Here is a 16,728-nt window from a genome sequence, read left to right on the forward strand (position 1 = left end):
TTATGTAGGCGCTTGTTTGGGTGTATTTTGACATAAATCAAATTGTTCAATGAATATGAATCTTTTAATCCTTAAATACTCCTTTAGTAGTATAAAAAACTAAACCGAAAAGTTTATTTTTGTGTGAAAATGTTAGTGTGGGCTTAACACAAAATATAACAAAGGAGGAGTTATACAAGATAATAGGAATCAATATCATGTAAGTTAATGGTTTTAAAGGAATATTATTGACAAAATATTTCTTTACTTTTAAAACCGTGATACAATCTTTAACATTCATATTTGATGAATTAATACCCAACCACTTTTTACCAAAATCAAGGAGTACTCAAAATGGGACAGTACAAGAAGCTTTGGTACTTGCTGTTTGCCGTACTGGCAGTATGCTTTACCATTCTTGGTTATATGGGTAGCGAGGTCTATAAAAAGGCTCCGCCATACCCTGAACAAGTCGTTTCTGCATCCGGCAAAGTCCTGATGACCAAAGACGATATTTTGGCAGGTCAATCTGCATGGCAAACTACCGGCGGTATGGAAGTTGGCTCTGTATTGGGTCACGGTGCATACCAAGCTCCGGACTGGACTGCCGACTGGCTGCACCGCGAGCTGGTTGCATGGTTGGATCTGACTGCGCAAGAAACTTACGGCAAAAAATTTGACGAAGTTTCTCCTGAGGAACAAGCTGTTCTGAAAACCCGTTTGGCTGACGAATACCGCAACCAAAGTCGTATTAAGGAAGACGGTTCTGTCGTTATCAGCGATACCCGCGTGAAAGCGATCGAAAGTATTCTGCCTTACTATCACGGCGTGTACAGCGACGATCCTAAGTTCCAAACCACTCGCGAACACTTTGCAATGAAAAACAACACATTGCCAAGCCAAGAAGCGCGTGAAAAACTGTTCAACTTCTTCTTCTGGACTTCTTGGTCTGCTTCGGCCAACCGTCCTGATGAGAACTTCACTTATACCAACAACTGGCCGCACGAGCCTTTGATCAAGAACGTACCGACTACTGAAAACTACATGTGGTCTTTCACCAGCGTGGTATTGTTGCTGATGGGTATCGGTTTGCTGATGTGGGGTTACTCTTTCTTGACCAAACACGAAGAGGTTGAAGTACCTACTGAGGATCCTATTTCCAAAGTACAACTGACTCCTTCTCAAAAAGCGTTGGGCAAATATGTATTCCTGACTGTTGCGTTGTTTGTCGTACAAGTACTGTTGGGTGGTTTGACCGCTCACTATACTGTCGAAGGTCAAGGCTTCTACGGTATCGATACCGCCTTGGGCTTTGAAATGGCCGACTGGTTCCCATATGCGCTGACCCGTACTTGGCACATCCAATCCGCTATTTTCTGGATTGCAACCGGCTTCCTGACAGCAGGTCTGTTCTTGGCTCCGATTGTGAACGGCGGTAAAGATCCTAAATTCCAACGTGCCGGTGTGAACTTCCTGTACATCGCCCTGTTCATCGTAGTCGGCGGTTCTTACGCAGGTAACTTCTTTGCTTTGACTCACATCATTCCGCCTGAGCTGAACTTCTGGTTCGGTCACCAAGGTTACGAATACTTGGATTTGGGTCGCTTCTGGCAACTTCTGTTGATGGTCGGCTTGCTGTTGTGGCTGTTCCTGATGCTGCGTTGCACCATTTCTGCCTTTAAAGAAAAAGGTACAGACAAAAACCTGTTGGCTATCTTCGTAGCTTCTATGGTCGGTGTGGGTGTGTTCTATGCTCCTGGTCTGTTCTACGGTGAAAAATCTCCAATCGCTGTGATGGAATACTGGCGTTGGTGGGTGGTTCACTTGTGGGTAGAAGGTTTCTTCGAAGTGTTCGCTACTGCCGCTTTCGCATTCATCTTCTATAACATGGGCTTTGTCCGCCGTAGTACTGCCACTGCTTCTACTTTGGCTGCTGCTGCCATCTTTATGTTGGGCGGTATTCCAGGTACATTGCACCACTTGTACTTCTCCGGCTCTACCTCTGCCTCTATGGCAATCGGTGCATGTTTCTCCGCTTTGGAAGTTGTACCTTTGATTCTGCTGGGCCGTGAAGCTTACGAACACTGGTCTTACCAACACCTGTCCGACTGGGCGAAACGTCTGCGTTGGCCTTTGATGTGCTTCGTAGCAGTTGCCTTCTGGAACATGATCGGTGCCGGCGTATTCGGCTTCCTGATTAACCCACCGATTTCCCTGTTCTACATCCAAGGTCTGAACACTACTGCAGTTCACGCTCACGCGGCTCTGTTCGGTGTGTACGGTTTCTTGGCTCTGGGCTTCGTATTGCTGGTTGCACGCTACCTGAAACCTAATGCTCAATTTGACGACAAACTGATGACTTGGGCATTCTGGCTGTTGAACGGCGGCCTGGTGGGTATGATTGCTATCAGCCTGTTGCCGGTCGGCGTGATTCAAGCTTACGCTTCTATCACTCATGGTCTGTGGTATGCACGTAGTGAAGAATTCCTGCAAATGGAAATTCTGGATACCCTGCGTTGGGTTCGTACTGCTGCTGACTTGATCTTTATCGGTGGTGCTGTCTGCGTTGCTATCCAAGCTACCAAAATCGTATTCAGCCGCGATAAATAATCTTAAGCTGAATTAAATCGAAGGCCGTCTGAAAAGTTTTCAGACGGCCTTTCTGTTATAATTTCAACATTCTTAAATTGACAAGACAAAACATTATGTTCAATCAAGCTGCTCAAGAGCTGACCACTGTTCGCGATTTGCTGCGTTTCGCCGTCAGCCGTTTTAACGATGCCGGACTGTTTTTCGGACACGGAAGCGATAATGCCCATGACGAGGCAGCCTATCTGATTTTGCACACTTTGAATCTGCCTTTGGATACGTTGGAACCTTATTTGGATGCTAAATTGTTGCAAAGTGAGAAGGAAGAGGTGTTGTCCATTCTCGAACGCCGCGCAGTGGAGCATATTCCTGCCGCGTATCTGACGCATCAGGCATGGCAGGGCGAGTTTGATTTTTATGTTGATGAGCGCGTTATCGTGCCTCGTTCTTTCATTTACGAATTGCTGGGCGACGATATCCGTCCTTGGATTGAACATGATGAGTTGGTGCATCGAGCTTTGGATTTGTGTACCGGTAGCGGCTGTTTGGCCATTCAAATGGCGCACCACTATCCTGATACACAAATCGATGCCGTTGATTTAAGCTTGGATGCGCTGGAAGTAGCCGCCATCAATATTGAAGATTATGGTTTGGAAGACCGCATCAGCTTGGTGCATACCGATTTATTCGAAGGTTTGGATGAAACATACGACTTAATTGTTTCCAATCCGCCTTATGTCGACGCGGAATCAGTGGAAGCGTTGCCTGATGAATACCTGCACGAGCCGGAATTGGCTTTGGGTAGTGGCGAAGATGGTTTGGACGCTACACGTCAAATCATTCTGCAAGCGGCGAAATATTTGAATCCAAAAGGTGTATTGCTGGTTGAAATCGGTCACAATCGTGAAGTATTGGAAGCGGCTTATCCCGAATTACCGTTTACTTGGTTGGAAACCAGCGGTGGCGATGGGTTTGTATTCTTGTTGACCCGCGAGCAATTATTGGGTGAAGAATAGATTATTTTGATATAAATAAAATAAAGGCCGTCTGAAAAAGTTTTAGACGGCCTTTGTTTTATAAAATTTTTAATATTTTAAGAAAATACAAATTCCTATGGTATGCCGAATATGAAATCCAAGCAGGCTTTGAAACTATGGCTTATAATATTTGTCATAGATTTAAATGCCGGTAGATTTTTATTACTGACTTTTTGTAGAACATATACTGCCAAACTCCATATTATGAATAATTATTTAAAATCAGGCCTGTTGGCTGCTGCTTTGTTCAGTATGCCCGTTGCCGCCTTTGCCCAGCAACATACCGTTTATTTCAATCAAAACGGTAAACTGACGGCGACCATGCCTTCGGTTGCTTATGTCCGCCAATACAAGATTGAGGCAGGTAAGGCACAGGTGCAGGATTTTTACTATCCATCGATGAAAAAATATTCTGATCCTTATGAAGTACCTGCCGGTCAGATTAAGGTTTTTGTGCCGGCGTTGGATAATGGCACATTAACCCTGTGGCATTTCAACGGTCAGAAAAAGATGGTTGGCAGCTATCGCAACGGCAAACCGCATGGCGAGTGGGTCAACTGGTATCCAAACGGCAAAAAATCCGCAGTAATGCCTTATCAAAATGGCTTGAGTGAGGGCGTGGGTTCGCGCTATTACCGAAATGGCGTGAAAGAAAGCGAAATTCAGTTTAAGCATGATAAAGCCAATGGCCATTGGAAACAATGGTATTCAGACGGCAGTCCGAAAACTGAAATGATGATGAGCAATGACAAACCGACGGAGATCATTAGTTGGGATGAAAATGGCCGCATCGTGTCTGAATTGAGTATTCGCAACGGTAAACGCAGTGGCATTATTTTGGATTGGTATGATGATGGTGCGAAGAAATCTGAGCTAGTTTATAAAGACGACCAGTTGGTGAAAAAAACTTTCTGGGATACGGACGGATACGTTCTCGAATAATTTTGATTATAAAAAACCGCAGGCTGATTAGCTTGCGGTTTTTTATTACATACAGCCTTTGTTTTGGCACAGGGTAAATAACGGCACGCCGCTTTCACGGATTTTTTTGCCGCCGTCCAAGTCGGTAAATTCCAGAATGGCAGCCGTTTCGATTACTTCGCCACCTAATTTGCGGATCAGCTCGACACCTGCCAGCATTGTGCCGCCAGTTGCCACCAAATCATCTACCAACAAAACGCGTGCGCCCGGCTTGATGGCGTCGGTATGGATTTCTACCGTTGCTTCGCCATATTCCAAAGCGTAACTTTGAGAAACCGTATCAAACGGCAGTTTGCCTTTTTTGCGGATGGGGACAAAGCCGACGTTCAGCTGATAGGCCAAAGCTGCGCCAATGATGAAGCCGCGCGCATCCAAGCCCGCAACGACATCAACTTTTTGCCCCATATAGCGGTAAACCAGTAAATCGACCAGCAGGCGGAAATATTCTGCGCTTTGCAAAACGGGAGTAATGTCATGAAACAAAATCCCTTTTTGCGGCCAGTTTTCAATTTTACGGATTTTGTCCGCCAAAGCCTCTACGCCCATTACTTCAGGATGAATCAACATCTTGACATTCCGAAATCAAAAAGTTTTTAACACGATATTGTAGCGGTCATATGCGGACTTGCCAAATTAATCGATACAATAGCCAAATTTTGCAACATGCCGTCTGAAATTCCGAGAAACATTGTGTTGTGTTATAATTTACAGGTACATACCATCGGCTGAACCACCATGCAAAATCATAAAAAAGGCAATATTTACATCATTTCTGCCGCTTCCGGCACAGGTAAAACGACCTTGGTGTCGCGCCTGTTGAAAAATCATGACGACATCCGTGTTTCCATTTCTCATACCACGCGCCAGCCACGTGAGGGTGAGACACATGGCGTGCATTACCACTTTGTTCCCAAAGAAGAATTTGAATCACTGATTGATCAAAGAGCCTTTTTGGAACACGCCAATGTGTTCGGCAACTATTACGGCACCAGCATTGCCGGCGTGAATTCGTTGAGCGAAGAGGGCTATGATGTAATTTTGGAAATTGATGTGCAAGGTGCGGCGCAAGTGCGTAAATCATTGCCTGAAGCCAGCAGTATTTTTATCCTGCCGCCTTCCTTTGAAGTATTGGCACAACGTTTGATCGGCCGTGGTACAGACAGCGAAGAAGTTATTCAAACACGTCTTTCAAAAGCCCGACATGAGATTGAGCAATCCGTTTTGTTCGATTACGTCGTCGTGAATGACGATTTGGATCGTGCCGAAGCCGATTTGTTCCACATTATTAAAGCAGGCCGTCTGAAAAAATCCTCTCAACAGGGATTTATTTCAAACCTGTTGGAAAATTCGTAAAAAACAGCGAAAATAACCGTTTATTTGAAACATAGAAAGAAAGCAAGCAAACATGGCCCGTATTACTACTGAAGACTGCACAGGTAAAATCCCTAACCACTTCGACCTTACCCTCGTTGCCGCCCGTCGCGCACGCCAGCTCGAAAACGGCAATACGCCTTTGGTTGACGACATCCGCAACAACAAACCAACCGTAACCGCCCTGCGCGAAATCGCTGCTGGACAAATCGGAACCGAGCTGCTGACCCGCAATAAGTAAACCAACCGGCAAACCGATAAAACCGCCGCGCGGACTGTATCGGTGCGATATAACAACCGATACAGTCTGACGGCTTAAAAAAATAGCCATAAAAGGCCGTCTGAAAATGCCAGCCCCACTGCCTACCGCCCCCTATGACCCGCTGACAGCAGAAGCGCGCGAGCTTCTGTTTCGCACCGCATCCTATCTCAATACCAATGAGCAGGCCGAGCTTGAAAGAGCCGTTGCCTACGCTTTCCACGCCCATGACGGACAAACCCGTAAAAGCGGCGAACCCTACATCACCCATCCTCTCGCCGTTGCCACGCAGCTTGCGATTTGGCATATGGATGTTCAAGGTCTTTGCGCGGGCGTTATGCACGATGTATTGGAAGATACGGGTGTAACCAAAGTCGAAATGGCGGCAGAATTCGGCGATACCATTGCCGAAATGGTAGACGGCCTCTCCAAACTGGAAAAACTCAAATTTGAAGATCATGCCGAGCATCAGGCGGAAAGTTTCCGTAAGCTTATCCTCGCCATGACTAAAGACGTGCGTGTTATCGTCGTCAAACTGGCCGACCGATTGCATAATATGCGCACCCTTGGCTCTATGCGTCCGGAAAAACGCCGCCGCATCGCCAAAGAAACCCTCGAAATCTATGCTCAAATCGCCAATCGCATTGGCCTGAACAATGCGTATCAAGAGCTTCAAGACTTATCGTTCCAAAACCTCCACCCAAGACGCTACGAAACCCTGAAAAAAGCCATGGACAACAGCCGCAAAAATCGCCGCGATGTTGTCGGCAAAGTGTTGCGTGCATTCGGTCAGCGTTTGGTCGGTGTCAATATTGAAGCCAAAATCAAAGGCCGCGAGAAAAACTTATACAGCATTCATCAAAAAATGCTGGCTAAAAAACTGCGTTTTGCCGAAGTAATGGATATCTACGGCTTTCGGGTCATTGTAAACAATATTCCTGCCTGTTATGCCGCGTTGGGTGCATTGCATAATTTATACCACCCCAAGCCCGGCCGTTTTAAAGACTATATCGCTATTCCGAAAAGCAACGGCTACCAAAGCCTGCACACGACTTTGGTCGGTCCTTACGGTTTACCGATCGAAGTGCAAATCCGTACGCGTGAAATGGACGCTGTGGCTGAGGGCGGTATTGCCGGCCATTGGATTTACAAATCCGGTGAAAATACTCCGGACCAAGCCGTCCTCCATATGAACCGATGGATGAAAAATATTCTTGACCTGCAGGCCAGCAGCTCAAATGCCATCGAGTTTCTGGAGCATGTCAAAGTCGATTTGTTCCCCAACGAAGTCTATATCGTTACCCCGAAAGGCGATATCCTTACCTTGCCTAAAGGTGCGACGCCGATTGACTTTGCCTATGCCGTTCACACCAATATCGGTCATAAAACCGTTGCCGCGCGTATCAATAACGTCATGATGCCGTTGCGCACCAAGCTGAAAACCGGTGATACGGTAGAAATCATTACTTCCGAACACGCCAAGCCTAATGTGGCATGGCTGAATTTTACCGTTTCCAGCCGTGCGCGCAGTGCCATCCGCCAATACATTAAAAATCTGAATCGTCACGATGCCGTTGTTTTGGGTGAGAACCTGCTGCAAAAAGCTTTATCCAGCCTGTTGCCTAAAGACATCCTGCTTTCAGACGACCTCAAAGAAAAATACCTTGCCGATTTGAACACCAAACAAACCTCGTTTGAAGAGGTTCTTTACAATGTCGGTATGGGGCATACTTTGCCGGTACACGTTGCCATGCACATTGCTGAGTTGGCGGGCCAACATTTTGGCAGCGCGGTCAAACTCAGCCCGATCAAAGTCAACGATCAGGAAACCGGCCGGATTCATTTTGCCGAATGTTGCCATCCGATTCCCGGCGATGCGATCCGCGCCCTATTGGTCAAAGACAAGGGTATGATTATCCACCGTGATACCTGTCAAACTTTGGTCAAAGCCGATCCGGAAGAGCAACTCGATGCGGGCTGGGACAGTTTGCGCAATCAAACGTACCGCACCATCCTCAACGTTAAATCCGAAGATGCTCATGGTTTGTTGGCCTCAATGGCGCAAGCGATTTCCAATTCCGGTGCGGATATCGAATCTGTCGATACGCCGACCAAAGCGCAAGCAGGAACGGAAGGTTTTGTAGAATTTAAATTCACAATTAAAGTCAAAGACTTGGATCAGGTTAATCAGATTATTCATGCAATGCATGCCAATCCGAATATCCGCAAAGTGATTCGAGGATAATCTGTGATCAGCATGATAAGAAAAGGCCGTCTGAAAGTGTGTTCAGACGACCTTTTGAGTATGTACAAACAAACTTTGTCAGTTTGTTTTGAAGAAAAATAATGCTTCAGGCTGGATTTAACTCAACCAAAAACGGAAAACCAAGAAGAAAACTAAGGCCAAAACGCCGGCCCAAACCAGCAACATGAATCCGGCTACTGCCTGACCCAAGCGGTAAACAGGGTTTTTGCGTTCATCTTCGAGTAGGGGATTAGGTGTATCGTGCGGTTTGTCGGACATGATGAAGCTCTGATTGAATTATTGAATAAAAGCGTAAGGGTACGCCGATAGAAGCAAAGTTTCAAGTGGGAATGATTATTGATAGAAGTCTTCGTCTTTATTCCACGCGGTTTTTAAGGCCGTCTGAATGGTGTCAGCACCAAAGCCGCGATAGGCAAGGAAACGCGCCTGTTTTTGTTTTTCTTTCAAATCTTGAGCTTCTTGCTTGAATTTTTTACGCAAGACGGAAATGGCGGTTTGCAGCTCGTCCTCCCTATCGGGTAGGAACTCCCGACAGTCATCTGCATCGATACCTTGTTGCGCCAAAGCTTGCTTGAGGCGGAGTGTGCCGTAACGGTTGCTTTTGCTGTGAATATAGGCTTCTGCGTAACGTTGGTCGGATTGCCAATTCCGTTCGGCAAATTCGTCCAAAACCTTTTCCAATTCTTCTTCGCTTTCTGAGTGAGGAGCCAGTTTGCGTTTCAAGCCAACACGGCTGACTTCCTGACGGGAAAGAATATCCAAGGCGCGGGAACGTAAGGTTTTGGGAGGTTTCATGGGATATGGAAGGGGAGGGATTTTAACTACATTGAATTACATTTCAGACGGCCTGATTAGGTGAAAGCACCGAAAAGGCCGTCTGAAAATAAAGCCGAATTATTCTTTGTCTTTGTTTTTTTGCGGTTGCAGATTTTCGTAGATTTCAGGCAGGGCGCGAATCAACAAATCAGGTTTGGTCGCTTTGTCTTGAGAGAGCAAGGTCATGTCGCCGTAGCCGAATGTTATGCCGACGCTGAAGCAACCGGCCGCTTTGGCGGCAATAATGTCATTTTTGGAGTCGCCCACCATCAGCATATTCGCAACATCGATGCCCAAAACTTCAGCCGCATGTTGAAGCGGCAATGGGCTGGGTTTTTTCTCAGTCAGGCTGTCTCCGCCAAGAACCAAGCTGAAATAGCCGTCGAGATTGAGCTGTTTCAGCAGCTCGGCTGCCAGCACTTCGTTTTTGTTGGTAATGACAACCAATGGAATACCCAAGGACTTGAGCAGGCCGAGACCGGCTTCGGTTTCAGGGTAGGGGCGGGTAAAGTCGCTCAAGTGCTCGCGATAATATTTCATAAAGAACACAAAACCTTTTTCCCAGATTTCAGGATCGGCTTCTTTTTCACGATCATTGCTAATGACGCGATGAACCAACTTGCTGATGCCGTCGCCGACATAACTTTCAACCGTTTGGGTAGGCAAAACAGGTAAACCCAAGTGCGCACACATGGCTTGGGCTGCTGCGGCTAAATCGGGAACGGAATCACATAAGGTACCGTCCAAATCAAAGGCAACGGCTTGAACGTGTTCTAAGGCAGCAGTGGTCATTGAGTAGCTTTCTGTCATATTATTTAAGCGCTTATTTTAACATTGTTTGCCTGATTTGCCGATGTTTTGCTGATTCTTTAATGGGATATTTGTTTAAATTGTTAACAATTTTTGCTGGTGTAAGTCTGTCCGTCTGTTGGTAATGTGGAAGGGATTTTGTCAACAAAAAGGGCGGTTTGGTAGGCATTAAAAAACAAAGGGTTTGAGTGTTTTTTTGAATGGTTTGATGAGCATTTATACTAGGCCGTCTGAAAATTTTTTGGTCGGCGTACCGATATTTTCAGACGGCCTCAAACTAAATTTATATATAAATGAATGGATTTGCTTTTTATCGACTACATGCTATTACATTTTTTCCTGTTTTTGTATATAGTAACAAGTATGGCTCTCGTCTAATCATGTGTATGAAAAGGAAAAATACATGTCCGCATCTGCTGTTAAAGAAACACTGAATCCGTTTGAAATTGCACAAAAACAAGTAAAAATTGCCTGCGATCGCCTGAATGCCGACCCGGCAGTATTTGAAATCTTGAAAAAGCCGCAACGTGTTTTGGAAGTGAACTTCCCTGTCAAACTCGACAACGGTACAGTAGAAAATTTCACCGGTTACCGTTCCCAACACAATAACGCCGTCGGCCCTTACAAAGGCGGCGTGCGTTTCCATCCCAATGTAAATCTGGACGAAGTCAAAGCACTGTCTATTTGGATGACCATCAAATGCTGTGTAGCCGGTATTCCTTACGGCGGCGGTAAAGGCGGTATTACTTTGGATCCGCGTAACTATTCCGAAGCAGAATTGGAACGCATCGCCCGCGCTTATTCCGAAGCCATTTCTCCGCTGATCGGCGAGAAAATCGACATTCCCGCCCCTGATGTGAACACCAACGGCAAAATCATGTCTTGGATGGTTGATGCCTATGAAAACGTCGTGAAACATTCTGCACCGGGCGTGTTTACCGGCAAACCGGTTGAGTTTGGCGGTTCCTTGGCGCGCACCGAAGCCACCGGTTACGGCGTAAACTTCGCCGCCGTCCAAGCTTTGGAAAAACTGGGCAAAGACGTGAAAGGTGCCACTTACGCCATTCAAGGTTTCGGTAATGTGGGCTACCACACCGGTTACTATGCACACAAAGCCGGTGCGAAAATCGTTGCCGTATCTACTGTTGACGTTGCCATCTACAACGAAAACGGCTTGGATATGGAAGCAATCATTAAAGAATTCCAAACCAAAGGTTTCATCACCAATGAAGCCGGCTACGGTAAAGAAATCAGCAATGCCGAACTTTTGGCTTTGGATGTGGACGTACTCGCCCCTTGTGCATTGGAAAATCAATTGACTTCCGAAAATGCAGGCAAAGTCCGCGCGAAAATCGTGGTTGAAGGCGCAAACGGCCCGACTACTCCTGAAGCCGACGTTATTCTGCGTCAAAACGGCGTATTGGTTGTTCCTGACATTTTGGCAAACTGCGGCGGCGTGGTTGTGTCCTATTTTGAATGGGTACAAAACCTGCAAGGCTACTACTGGGAGTTTGACGAAGTTCAAGAGAAAGAAACCGTGGTTCTGCGCCGTGCGTTCCGCGATATTTGGAACTTGGCTCAAGAATACGATGTCGACCTGCGTACCGCTTCTTACATGATGAGTATCCGTCGTGTTGAAAAGGCAATGAAACTGCGCGGCTGGTATTAATCGTTTGACCAATAGCTAAGAGTAGGCCGTCTGAAACCTGTTTTCAGACGGCCTTAATGTTTTTGATAAGAGCCTTTACAAATTTTAATCCACCTTGATTCCATTTCAATCAAACTCAGCTATAATCCCCTTTTTTGACCTTTCCGGAAAAGACATAATCATGAACAAAACTTTCAAATTCAGCGCATTGGCTTTGTCTGCTTTGTTGGCACTGACTGCTTGCAACCAAAAAGACACTGCCGCTAAAGACGCCCCTGCTGCTTCCGCAGCTTCAAATGCGACTGCAGATGCTTCTGCCATCGGTTCTACTGCCCAACAAGCCAGCTACGCAATGGGTGTGGACATCGGCCGTTCATTGAAACAAATGAAAGACCAAGGTACGGAAATTGATTTGAAAGTCTTCACCGAAGCCATGGAGGCCATGTTTGAAGGTAAAGAAGTTAAAATGACTGAAGCTCAAGCTCAGGAAGTGATGATGAAATTCCTGCAAGAGCAACAAGAAAAAGCGGCTGCCAAACGTGCTGAAGATGCCAAAGTAAACTTGGAAAAAGGCGAAGCGTTCTTAAAAGAAAACGCGACTAAAGAAGGCGTGAAAACCAGCGCTTCCGGTCTGCAATACAAAATCACCAAAGAAGGCGAAGGTAAAAAACCGACTAAAGACGACATGGTTACCGTTGAATACGAAGGCCGTCTGATTGATGGTACCGTATTTGACAGCAGCAAAGCCAACGGCGGCCCAGTCAGCTTCCCTGTAAGCCAAGTCATTCCAGGTTGGACTGAAGGTATCCAACTCTTGAAAGAAGGCGGCGAAGCAACATTCTACATCCCGGCTAAATTGGCTTACCGCGAAGTGGGTGCCGGCGATAAAATCGGCCCGAACGCCACTTTGGTATTCGATGTAAAACTGGTTAAAGTCGGCGCACCTGACGCTGCCGCTGCACAGCAACCAGTACAAGTTGACGTACAAAAAGTTCAATAATCCGAATCAAGGCTTACGCCCTTAAACAACGGATAAAAGGCCGTCTGAAAAAATTCCGTTTCAGACGGCCTTTGTTCCAAACCAACAAGGAATTATGATGAAAAATATCGTCATCCTTATTTCCGGACGCGGCAGCAATATGCAGGCGATTGTGAATGCCGATATTCCCGATGCCAACATTGCAGCCGTATTGAGTAACAACGAGACCGCAGCCGGATTGGCCTGGGCGGCAGAGCGCGGTATAGCCACCGACAGTTTGAACCATAAAAACTTCGACTCGCGTCTGGCATTTGATCAGGCCATGATGGAAAAAATCGATGCCTATCAACCCGATTTGGTTGTATTGGCGGGCTTTATGCGCATTTTGACCCCGGAATTCTGCGCCCATTATGAAAACCGCCTGATCAATATCCATCCGTCCATCCTGCCTTCCTTTACCGGTTTACATACCCATGAACGCGCATTGGAAGCAGGTTGCCGAGTGGCAGGCTGCACCATCCATTTCGTAACCCCTGAGCTGGATTGCGGCCCGATTATTTCGCAAGGCATTGTTCCTATTTTGGACGGTGATACTGCTGACGATGTTGCCGCACGCGTGCTGACGGTTGAACACCGGCTTTTCCCGCAAGCCGTTGCCGATTTTGTTGCAGGCCGTCTGAAAATCGAAGGCAACCGCGTTTTGAATGCACAACGCAATGCCGCCGGTCAAAGCCTGCTGGCTTGATTGAAACACCATACACACAAGGAAAACATCATGAATCCGATTAAAACAACCCTGCTGACACTTTCCCTGCTTACAGCCTCCGTCGGCGTGCAAGCCGCTGAATTGCCGCAATCTGCCGTTTTGCAATACTCAGGCAGCTACGGTATTCCTGCGACCATGACCTTCACACGCAGCGGCAACCAATACAAAATCGTCTCTACCATCAAAGTACCGCTTTACAATATCCGCTTTGAATCCGGCGGCAGTATTAACGGCACGACCTTGAATCCGTCTTACTACAAAGATGTACGCGGCGGCAAAGTGTATGCCGAGGCCAAATTCTCCGGCGGCAACATCACTTACGGCAAAGCAGGTGATTTGAAAACCGAAAAATCCGGCCCGGCCATGGACTTGTTCACTTTGGCATGGCAACTGGCCGCCAATGACGTGCGCCTGCCGTCAGGTTTGAAAATTACCAATGGTAAAAAACTGTACACCGTCGGCAGCATGAACAAAATCGGCAACGAAAGCTATAAATTGAACGGCGGTACAACGCCTGTGAGCAAATATCGCGTCCGCCGTGGCGACGATACCGTTACTTACTCGTTTGCTTCCGATATCGACAATATCCCGGCGCAAATCAGCTATACCGATGACGGCAAAACCTACAACCTGAAACTGACTTCCGTCAAAATCAACGGTAAAGTAGTGAAACCGTAATCTTTATTTGCTCAAACAAGAAGGCCGTCTGAAAAGTTTTCAGACGGCCTTATCTTTACAGCAACACAATATCGTATTGTTCCTGCGTGTAGGCGGTTTCGACAGCCAGCGAAATCGGTTTGCCGATAAAGTCTATCAACATCGCCAGCGATTGCGATTCTTCATCTAGGAACAAGTCGATGACATTCGGAGCGGCCAAGATGCGGAAGGCTTGAACATCGTAGCGGCGCGCTTCGCGGACGATTTCGCGCTGAATTTCGTAGCACACGGTTTGCGGCGTTTTCAGACGGCCCCGGCCTTGGCAGGAAGGGCAGGGTTCGCAGAGGATTTGGCTTAAGTTTTCACGCGAACGTTTGCGGGTCAGTTCGACAAGGCCCAGACTGGTAAAGCCGTTTAGGGTGACGCGGGTGCGGTCGAAACTGAGGGCTTTGGCAAGCTCTTGCAGGACGGCTTCGCGGTGGACTTCCTGCGCCATATCGATGAAGTCGATGATGATGATGCCGCCGAGATTGCGCAGGCGAAGTTCGCGGGCGATGGTGTGGCAGGCTTCGAGGTTGGTGCGGAAGATGGTTTCATCAAAATTGCGCGCGCCGACAAAGCCGCCGGTGTTGACATCGATGGTGGTCATGGCTTCGGTGGACTCGATGATGAGGTAGCTGCCGAAGTTGAGATTGACGCGCGGTTGCAGGGCGCGGGCGATTTCCTGCTCGATGTTGTGGGTTTCAAATAGGGGGCGTTCGCCTTTGAACAGCTCGATTCTGCCCAATGCGCCTTGAACGTATTGTTCGGCAAACTGGGTCATGCGGCGGTGGTTTTCGGTCGAGTCGACCAGGATTTTGTGCGTATCAAGGCTGAACATATCGCGCAATACGCGCAGGCTCAAAGGCAAATCTTGATAGAGCAGGGTTTCGGGCGGCTGAATTTTTGCTTGTTTTTGAATGTGTTCCCACACTTTGGTCAGGTAGTTGATGTCTGATTGCAGCTGGGCATCGGAAGCGTTTTCGGCGTTGGTGCGGATGATGTAGCCGTGGCAGGCGTTTTCGGGCAGCAGGTTGTTGAGGCGCTCCCTCAGGTTGCTGCGTTCGGCATCGTCTTCAATGCGTTGGGAAATGCCGATGTGGTCTTCTTGCGGGAGATGGACGAGGAAACGGCCGGCCAGCGAGATTTGGGTGGATAGGCGCGCGCCTTTGGTGTTGATGGGGTCTTTGATGACCTGAACCAAGACGGACTGACCTTCAAAGAGCATGTGTTCGATGCGTTGGGTTTCGTCCGGATTGCGGCGTTGTTCGAGGACGTCGACGATATGCAAAAACGCGGCACGTTCCAAGCCGATATCGATAAACGCACTTTGCATGCCGGGAAGGACGCGTTTGACGACGCCCAAATAAATATTGCCGACCAAGCTATGGCCGCTGTTGCGCTCGATGTGCAGCTCGCAGATATTGTTCTCTTCCAAAACGGCCACACGCGTTTCTTGCGGCGTGATGTTGACGAGGACGGTTTCGGATGGACGTACGGCGTCCTTGGGGATGGGAATTCCTGAAAGCATGGGGATACCTGATTTTGAATAGAAAAACTTTTGCGATGTGTCCTTCTCCAAAAAACAAATGGCAAAAGTCATTCTGCGAAAGCGCTTATCATACTTTAATTATGGTTTTTCCGCATCTGCACAAATGTTTATGGCCAAGAGGCCGTCTGAATGTTTTTTACAACCGTACGGCGGGAACACTTGTAAAATAACGCTTATGCCCATATAGTCATGAACATTGGTATTTTGGAAGAAATCATGCAAACCGTTACTGTTTATACCGGTCCATATTGCCCGTACTGCACCATGGCGAAAAGGCTGTTGCAGGCGGTGGGTGTGAAAGAAATCAACGAAATCCGCATCGACGGCAATCCGGAAGTTTTTGCCGAAATGCAGCAGCTTTCCGGCCAGCGCAGCGTGCCGCAGATTTTTATCGGCGATACCCATGTCGGTGGCTTTACCGATTTGTACCGCTTGCAGCAGGAAGGCAAGTTGGACGAATTACTGAATCCTTAACCCTTAACTTAGGAAAATAAAATGAGCGAAGAATTGCAACCCGTATTCAGCGTTGAGCGTCTGTATGTAAAAGACTTGTCTTTGGAAGTGCCTCATGCACCACAAATCTTCTTGGAACAAGGCGAGCCTGAAGTCGATATGCGCGTTTCTACCGGCAACACCAAACTGGAAGACGGCTTCTACAGCGTTGACGTTACCGTTACCGTGACTGCCAAACTGAACGAAGAGCGCACCATGTTCTTGAACGAAGTTACCCAAAGCGGCATCTTCCGTCTGGAAAACATTCCTGAAGAAGACGTACAACTGCTGCTGGGCGTTGCTTGTCCAAACATCCTGTTCCCTTACGCACGCGAAGCCATTTCCAACAGCGTAACCCGCGCCGGCTTCCCACCTGTATTACTCGCTCCGATCAACTTCGAAGCAATCTACCAACAACAACAGGAAGCTAACGCTTAATCGCGTTATACCTAAATTGAGGCCGTCTGAAACATTGCGTTCAGACGGC

General features: G+C 47.4%; 17 protein-coding genes. 12 read left to right on the forward strand and 5 right to left on the reverse strand.

Annotated elements, in window-relative coordinates; all coding sequences use genetic code 11:
* The first annotated feature begins 333 nt into the window (after positions 1–333).
* The 3 genes from HMPREF2696_RS08860 to HMPREF2696_RS08870 all read left to right on the forward strand — a co-directional run bounded on the left by HMPREF2696_RS08860 (position 334) and on the right by HMPREF2696_RS08870 (position 4,547).
* A complete protein-coding gene (locus HMPREF2696_RS08860) occupies positions 334–2,589 on the forward strand; it encodes a nitric-oxide reductase large subunit (RefSeq protein WP_049344039.1) in 2,256 nt (751 codons plus the stop codon).
* 95 nt (positions 2,590–2,684) lie between these two features.
* Positions 2,685–3,584, forward strand: a complete 900-nt coding sequence (gene prmB, locus HMPREF2696_RS08865) for a 50S ribosomal protein L3 N(5)-glutamine methyltransferase (RefSeq protein ID WP_070588332.1) — start codon at positions 2,685–2,687, stop codon at positions 3,582–3,584.
* A gap of 225 nt (positions 3,585–3,809) precedes the next feature.
* Positions 3,810–4,547: a toxin-antitoxin system YwqK family antitoxin gene (locus HMPREF2696_RS08870; protein WP_003686026.1), complete on the forward strand. Its 738-nt coding sequence runs from the start codon at positions 3,810–3,812 to the stop codon at positions 4,545–4,547.
* A gap of 45 nt (positions 4,548–4,592) precedes the next feature.
* On the opposite strand, the gene HMPREF2696_RS08875 is transcribed toward HMPREF2696_RS08870, so the two are convergent.
* Complete coding sequence (locus HMPREF2696_RS08875) at positions 4,593–5,153, reverse strand: adenine phosphoribosyltransferase (protein WP_049335447.1); 561 nt, start codon at positions 5,151–5,153, stop codon at positions 4,593–4,595.
* Positions 5,154–5,321: 168 nt separating this feature from the next.
* Between HMPREF2696_RS08875 and gmk the strand changes: the two genes are divergently transcribed.
* From gmk to HMPREF2696_RS08890, 3 genes are all read left to right on the forward strand, one after another.
* The gene (gene gmk, locus HMPREF2696_RS08880; protein ID WP_049335449.1) at positions 5,322–5,939 is read left to right on the forward strand and encodes a guanylate kinase; all 618 of its coding nucleotides are present in this window, start codon (positions 5,322–5,324) and stop codon (positions 5,937–5,939) included.
* A gap of 52 nt (positions 5,940–5,991) precedes the next feature.
* Entirely contained in the window at positions 5,992–6,198 is a 207-nt protein-coding gene (gene rpoZ / locus HMPREF2696_RS08885; protein ID WP_003682294.1) for a DNA-directed RNA polymerase subunit omega, read from the forward strand.
* Between the two features lie 106 nt (positions 6,199–6,304).
* Positions 6,305–8,461: a RelA/SpoT family protein gene (locus HMPREF2696_RS08890; protein WP_049335451.1), complete on the forward strand. Its 2,157-nt coding sequence runs from the start codon at positions 6,305–6,307 to the stop codon at positions 8,459–8,461.
* A 117-nt stretch (positions 8,462–8,578) separates the two neighbouring features.
* Here HMPREF2696_RS08890 and HMPREF2696_RS11555 read toward each other — a convergent pair whose 3' ends face one another.
* The 3 genes from HMPREF2696_RS11555 to HMPREF2696_RS08900 all read right to left on the reverse strand — a co-directional run bounded on the left by HMPREF2696_RS11555 (position 8,579) and on the right by HMPREF2696_RS08900 (position 10,090).
* Positions 8,579–8,740: a hypothetical protein gene (locus tag HMPREF2696_RS11555; protein ID WP_039861975.1), complete on the reverse strand. Its 162-nt coding sequence runs from the start codon at positions 8,738–8,740 to the stop codon at positions 8,579–8,581.
* A gap of 75 nt (positions 8,741–8,815) precedes the next feature.
* Positions 8,816–9,277: a recombination regulator RecX gene (recX, locus tag HMPREF2696_RS08895; protein WP_049335453.1), complete on the reverse strand. Its 462-nt coding sequence runs from the start codon at positions 9,275–9,277 to the stop codon at positions 8,816–8,818.
* Positions 9,278–9,376: 99 nt separating this feature from the next.
* The gene (locus HMPREF2696_RS08900; protein WP_049335455.1) at positions 9,377–10,090 is read right to left on the reverse strand and encodes a phosphoglycolate phosphatase; all 714 of its coding nucleotides are present in this window, start codon (positions 10,088–10,090) and stop codon (positions 9,377–9,379) included.
* Positions 10,091–10,511: 421 nt separating this feature from the next.
* Here HMPREF2696_RS08900 and HMPREF2696_RS08905 point away from each other — a divergent pair, with 421 nt between their 5' ends.
* The 4 genes from HMPREF2696_RS08905 to HMPREF2696_RS08920 all read left to right on the forward strand — a co-directional run bounded on the left by HMPREF2696_RS08905 (position 10,512) and on the right by HMPREF2696_RS08920 (position 14,179).
* Complete coding sequence (locus HMPREF2696_RS08905) at positions 10,512–11,777, forward strand: Glu/Leu/Phe/Val family dehydrogenase (RefSeq protein ID WP_070504425.1); 1,266 nt, start codon at positions 10,512–10,514, stop codon at positions 11,775–11,777.
* Positions 11,778–11,937: 160 nt separating this feature from the next.
* Positions 11,938–12,756 (forward strand): FKBP-type peptidyl-prolyl cis-trans isomerase, encoded by an 819-nt coding sequence (locus HMPREF2696_RS08910; RefSeq protein ID WP_070588334.1) that lies wholly within the window; start codon positions 11,938–11,940, stop codon positions 12,754–12,756.
* A 97-nt stretch (positions 12,757–12,853) separates the two neighbouring features.
* Entirely contained in the window at positions 12,854–13,480 is a 627-nt protein-coding gene (gene purN, locus HMPREF2696_RS08915) for a phosphoribosylglycinamide formyltransferase (protein WP_070588335.1), read from the forward strand.
* A 30-nt stretch (positions 13,481–13,510) separates the two neighbouring features.
* Positions 13,511–14,179, forward strand: a complete 669-nt coding sequence (locus HMPREF2696_RS08920; protein WP_049348905.1) for a membrane protein — start codon at positions 13,511–13,513, stop codon at positions 14,177–14,179.
* A gap of 55 nt (positions 14,180–14,234) precedes the next feature.
* Here the strand turns inward: HMPREF2696_RS08920 and HMPREF2696_RS08925 are convergent, their stop codons facing one another.
* Positions 14,235–15,728: an Rne/Rng family ribonuclease gene (locus HMPREF2696_RS08925; RefSeq protein WP_070588517.1), complete on the reverse strand. Its 1,494-nt coding sequence runs from the start codon at positions 15,726–15,728 to the stop codon at positions 14,235–14,237.
* A gap of 237 nt (positions 15,729–15,965) precedes the next feature.
* Here HMPREF2696_RS08925 and grxC point away from each other — a divergent pair, with 237 nt between their 5' ends.
* Positions 15,966–16,223 (forward strand): glutaredoxin 3, encoded by a 258-nt coding sequence (gene grxC / locus HMPREF2696_RS08930; RefSeq protein ID WP_003684090.1) that lies wholly within the window; start codon positions 15,966–15,968, stop codon positions 16,221–16,223.
* 21 nt (positions 16,224–16,244) lie between these two features.
* Positions 16,245–16,679 (forward strand): protein-export chaperone SecB, encoded by a 435-nt coding sequence (gene secB, locus HMPREF2696_RS08935; RefSeq protein ID WP_003745844.1) that lies wholly within the window; start codon positions 16,245–16,247, stop codon positions 16,677–16,679.
* Positions 16,680–16,728: the final 49 nt, after the last annotated feature.

Source organism: Neisseria sp. HMSC058F07, from assembly GCF_001810035.1.
Classification (GTDB): Bacteria; Pseudomonadota; Gammaproteobacteria; order Burkholderiales; family Neisseriaceae; genus Neisseria; species Neisseria perflava.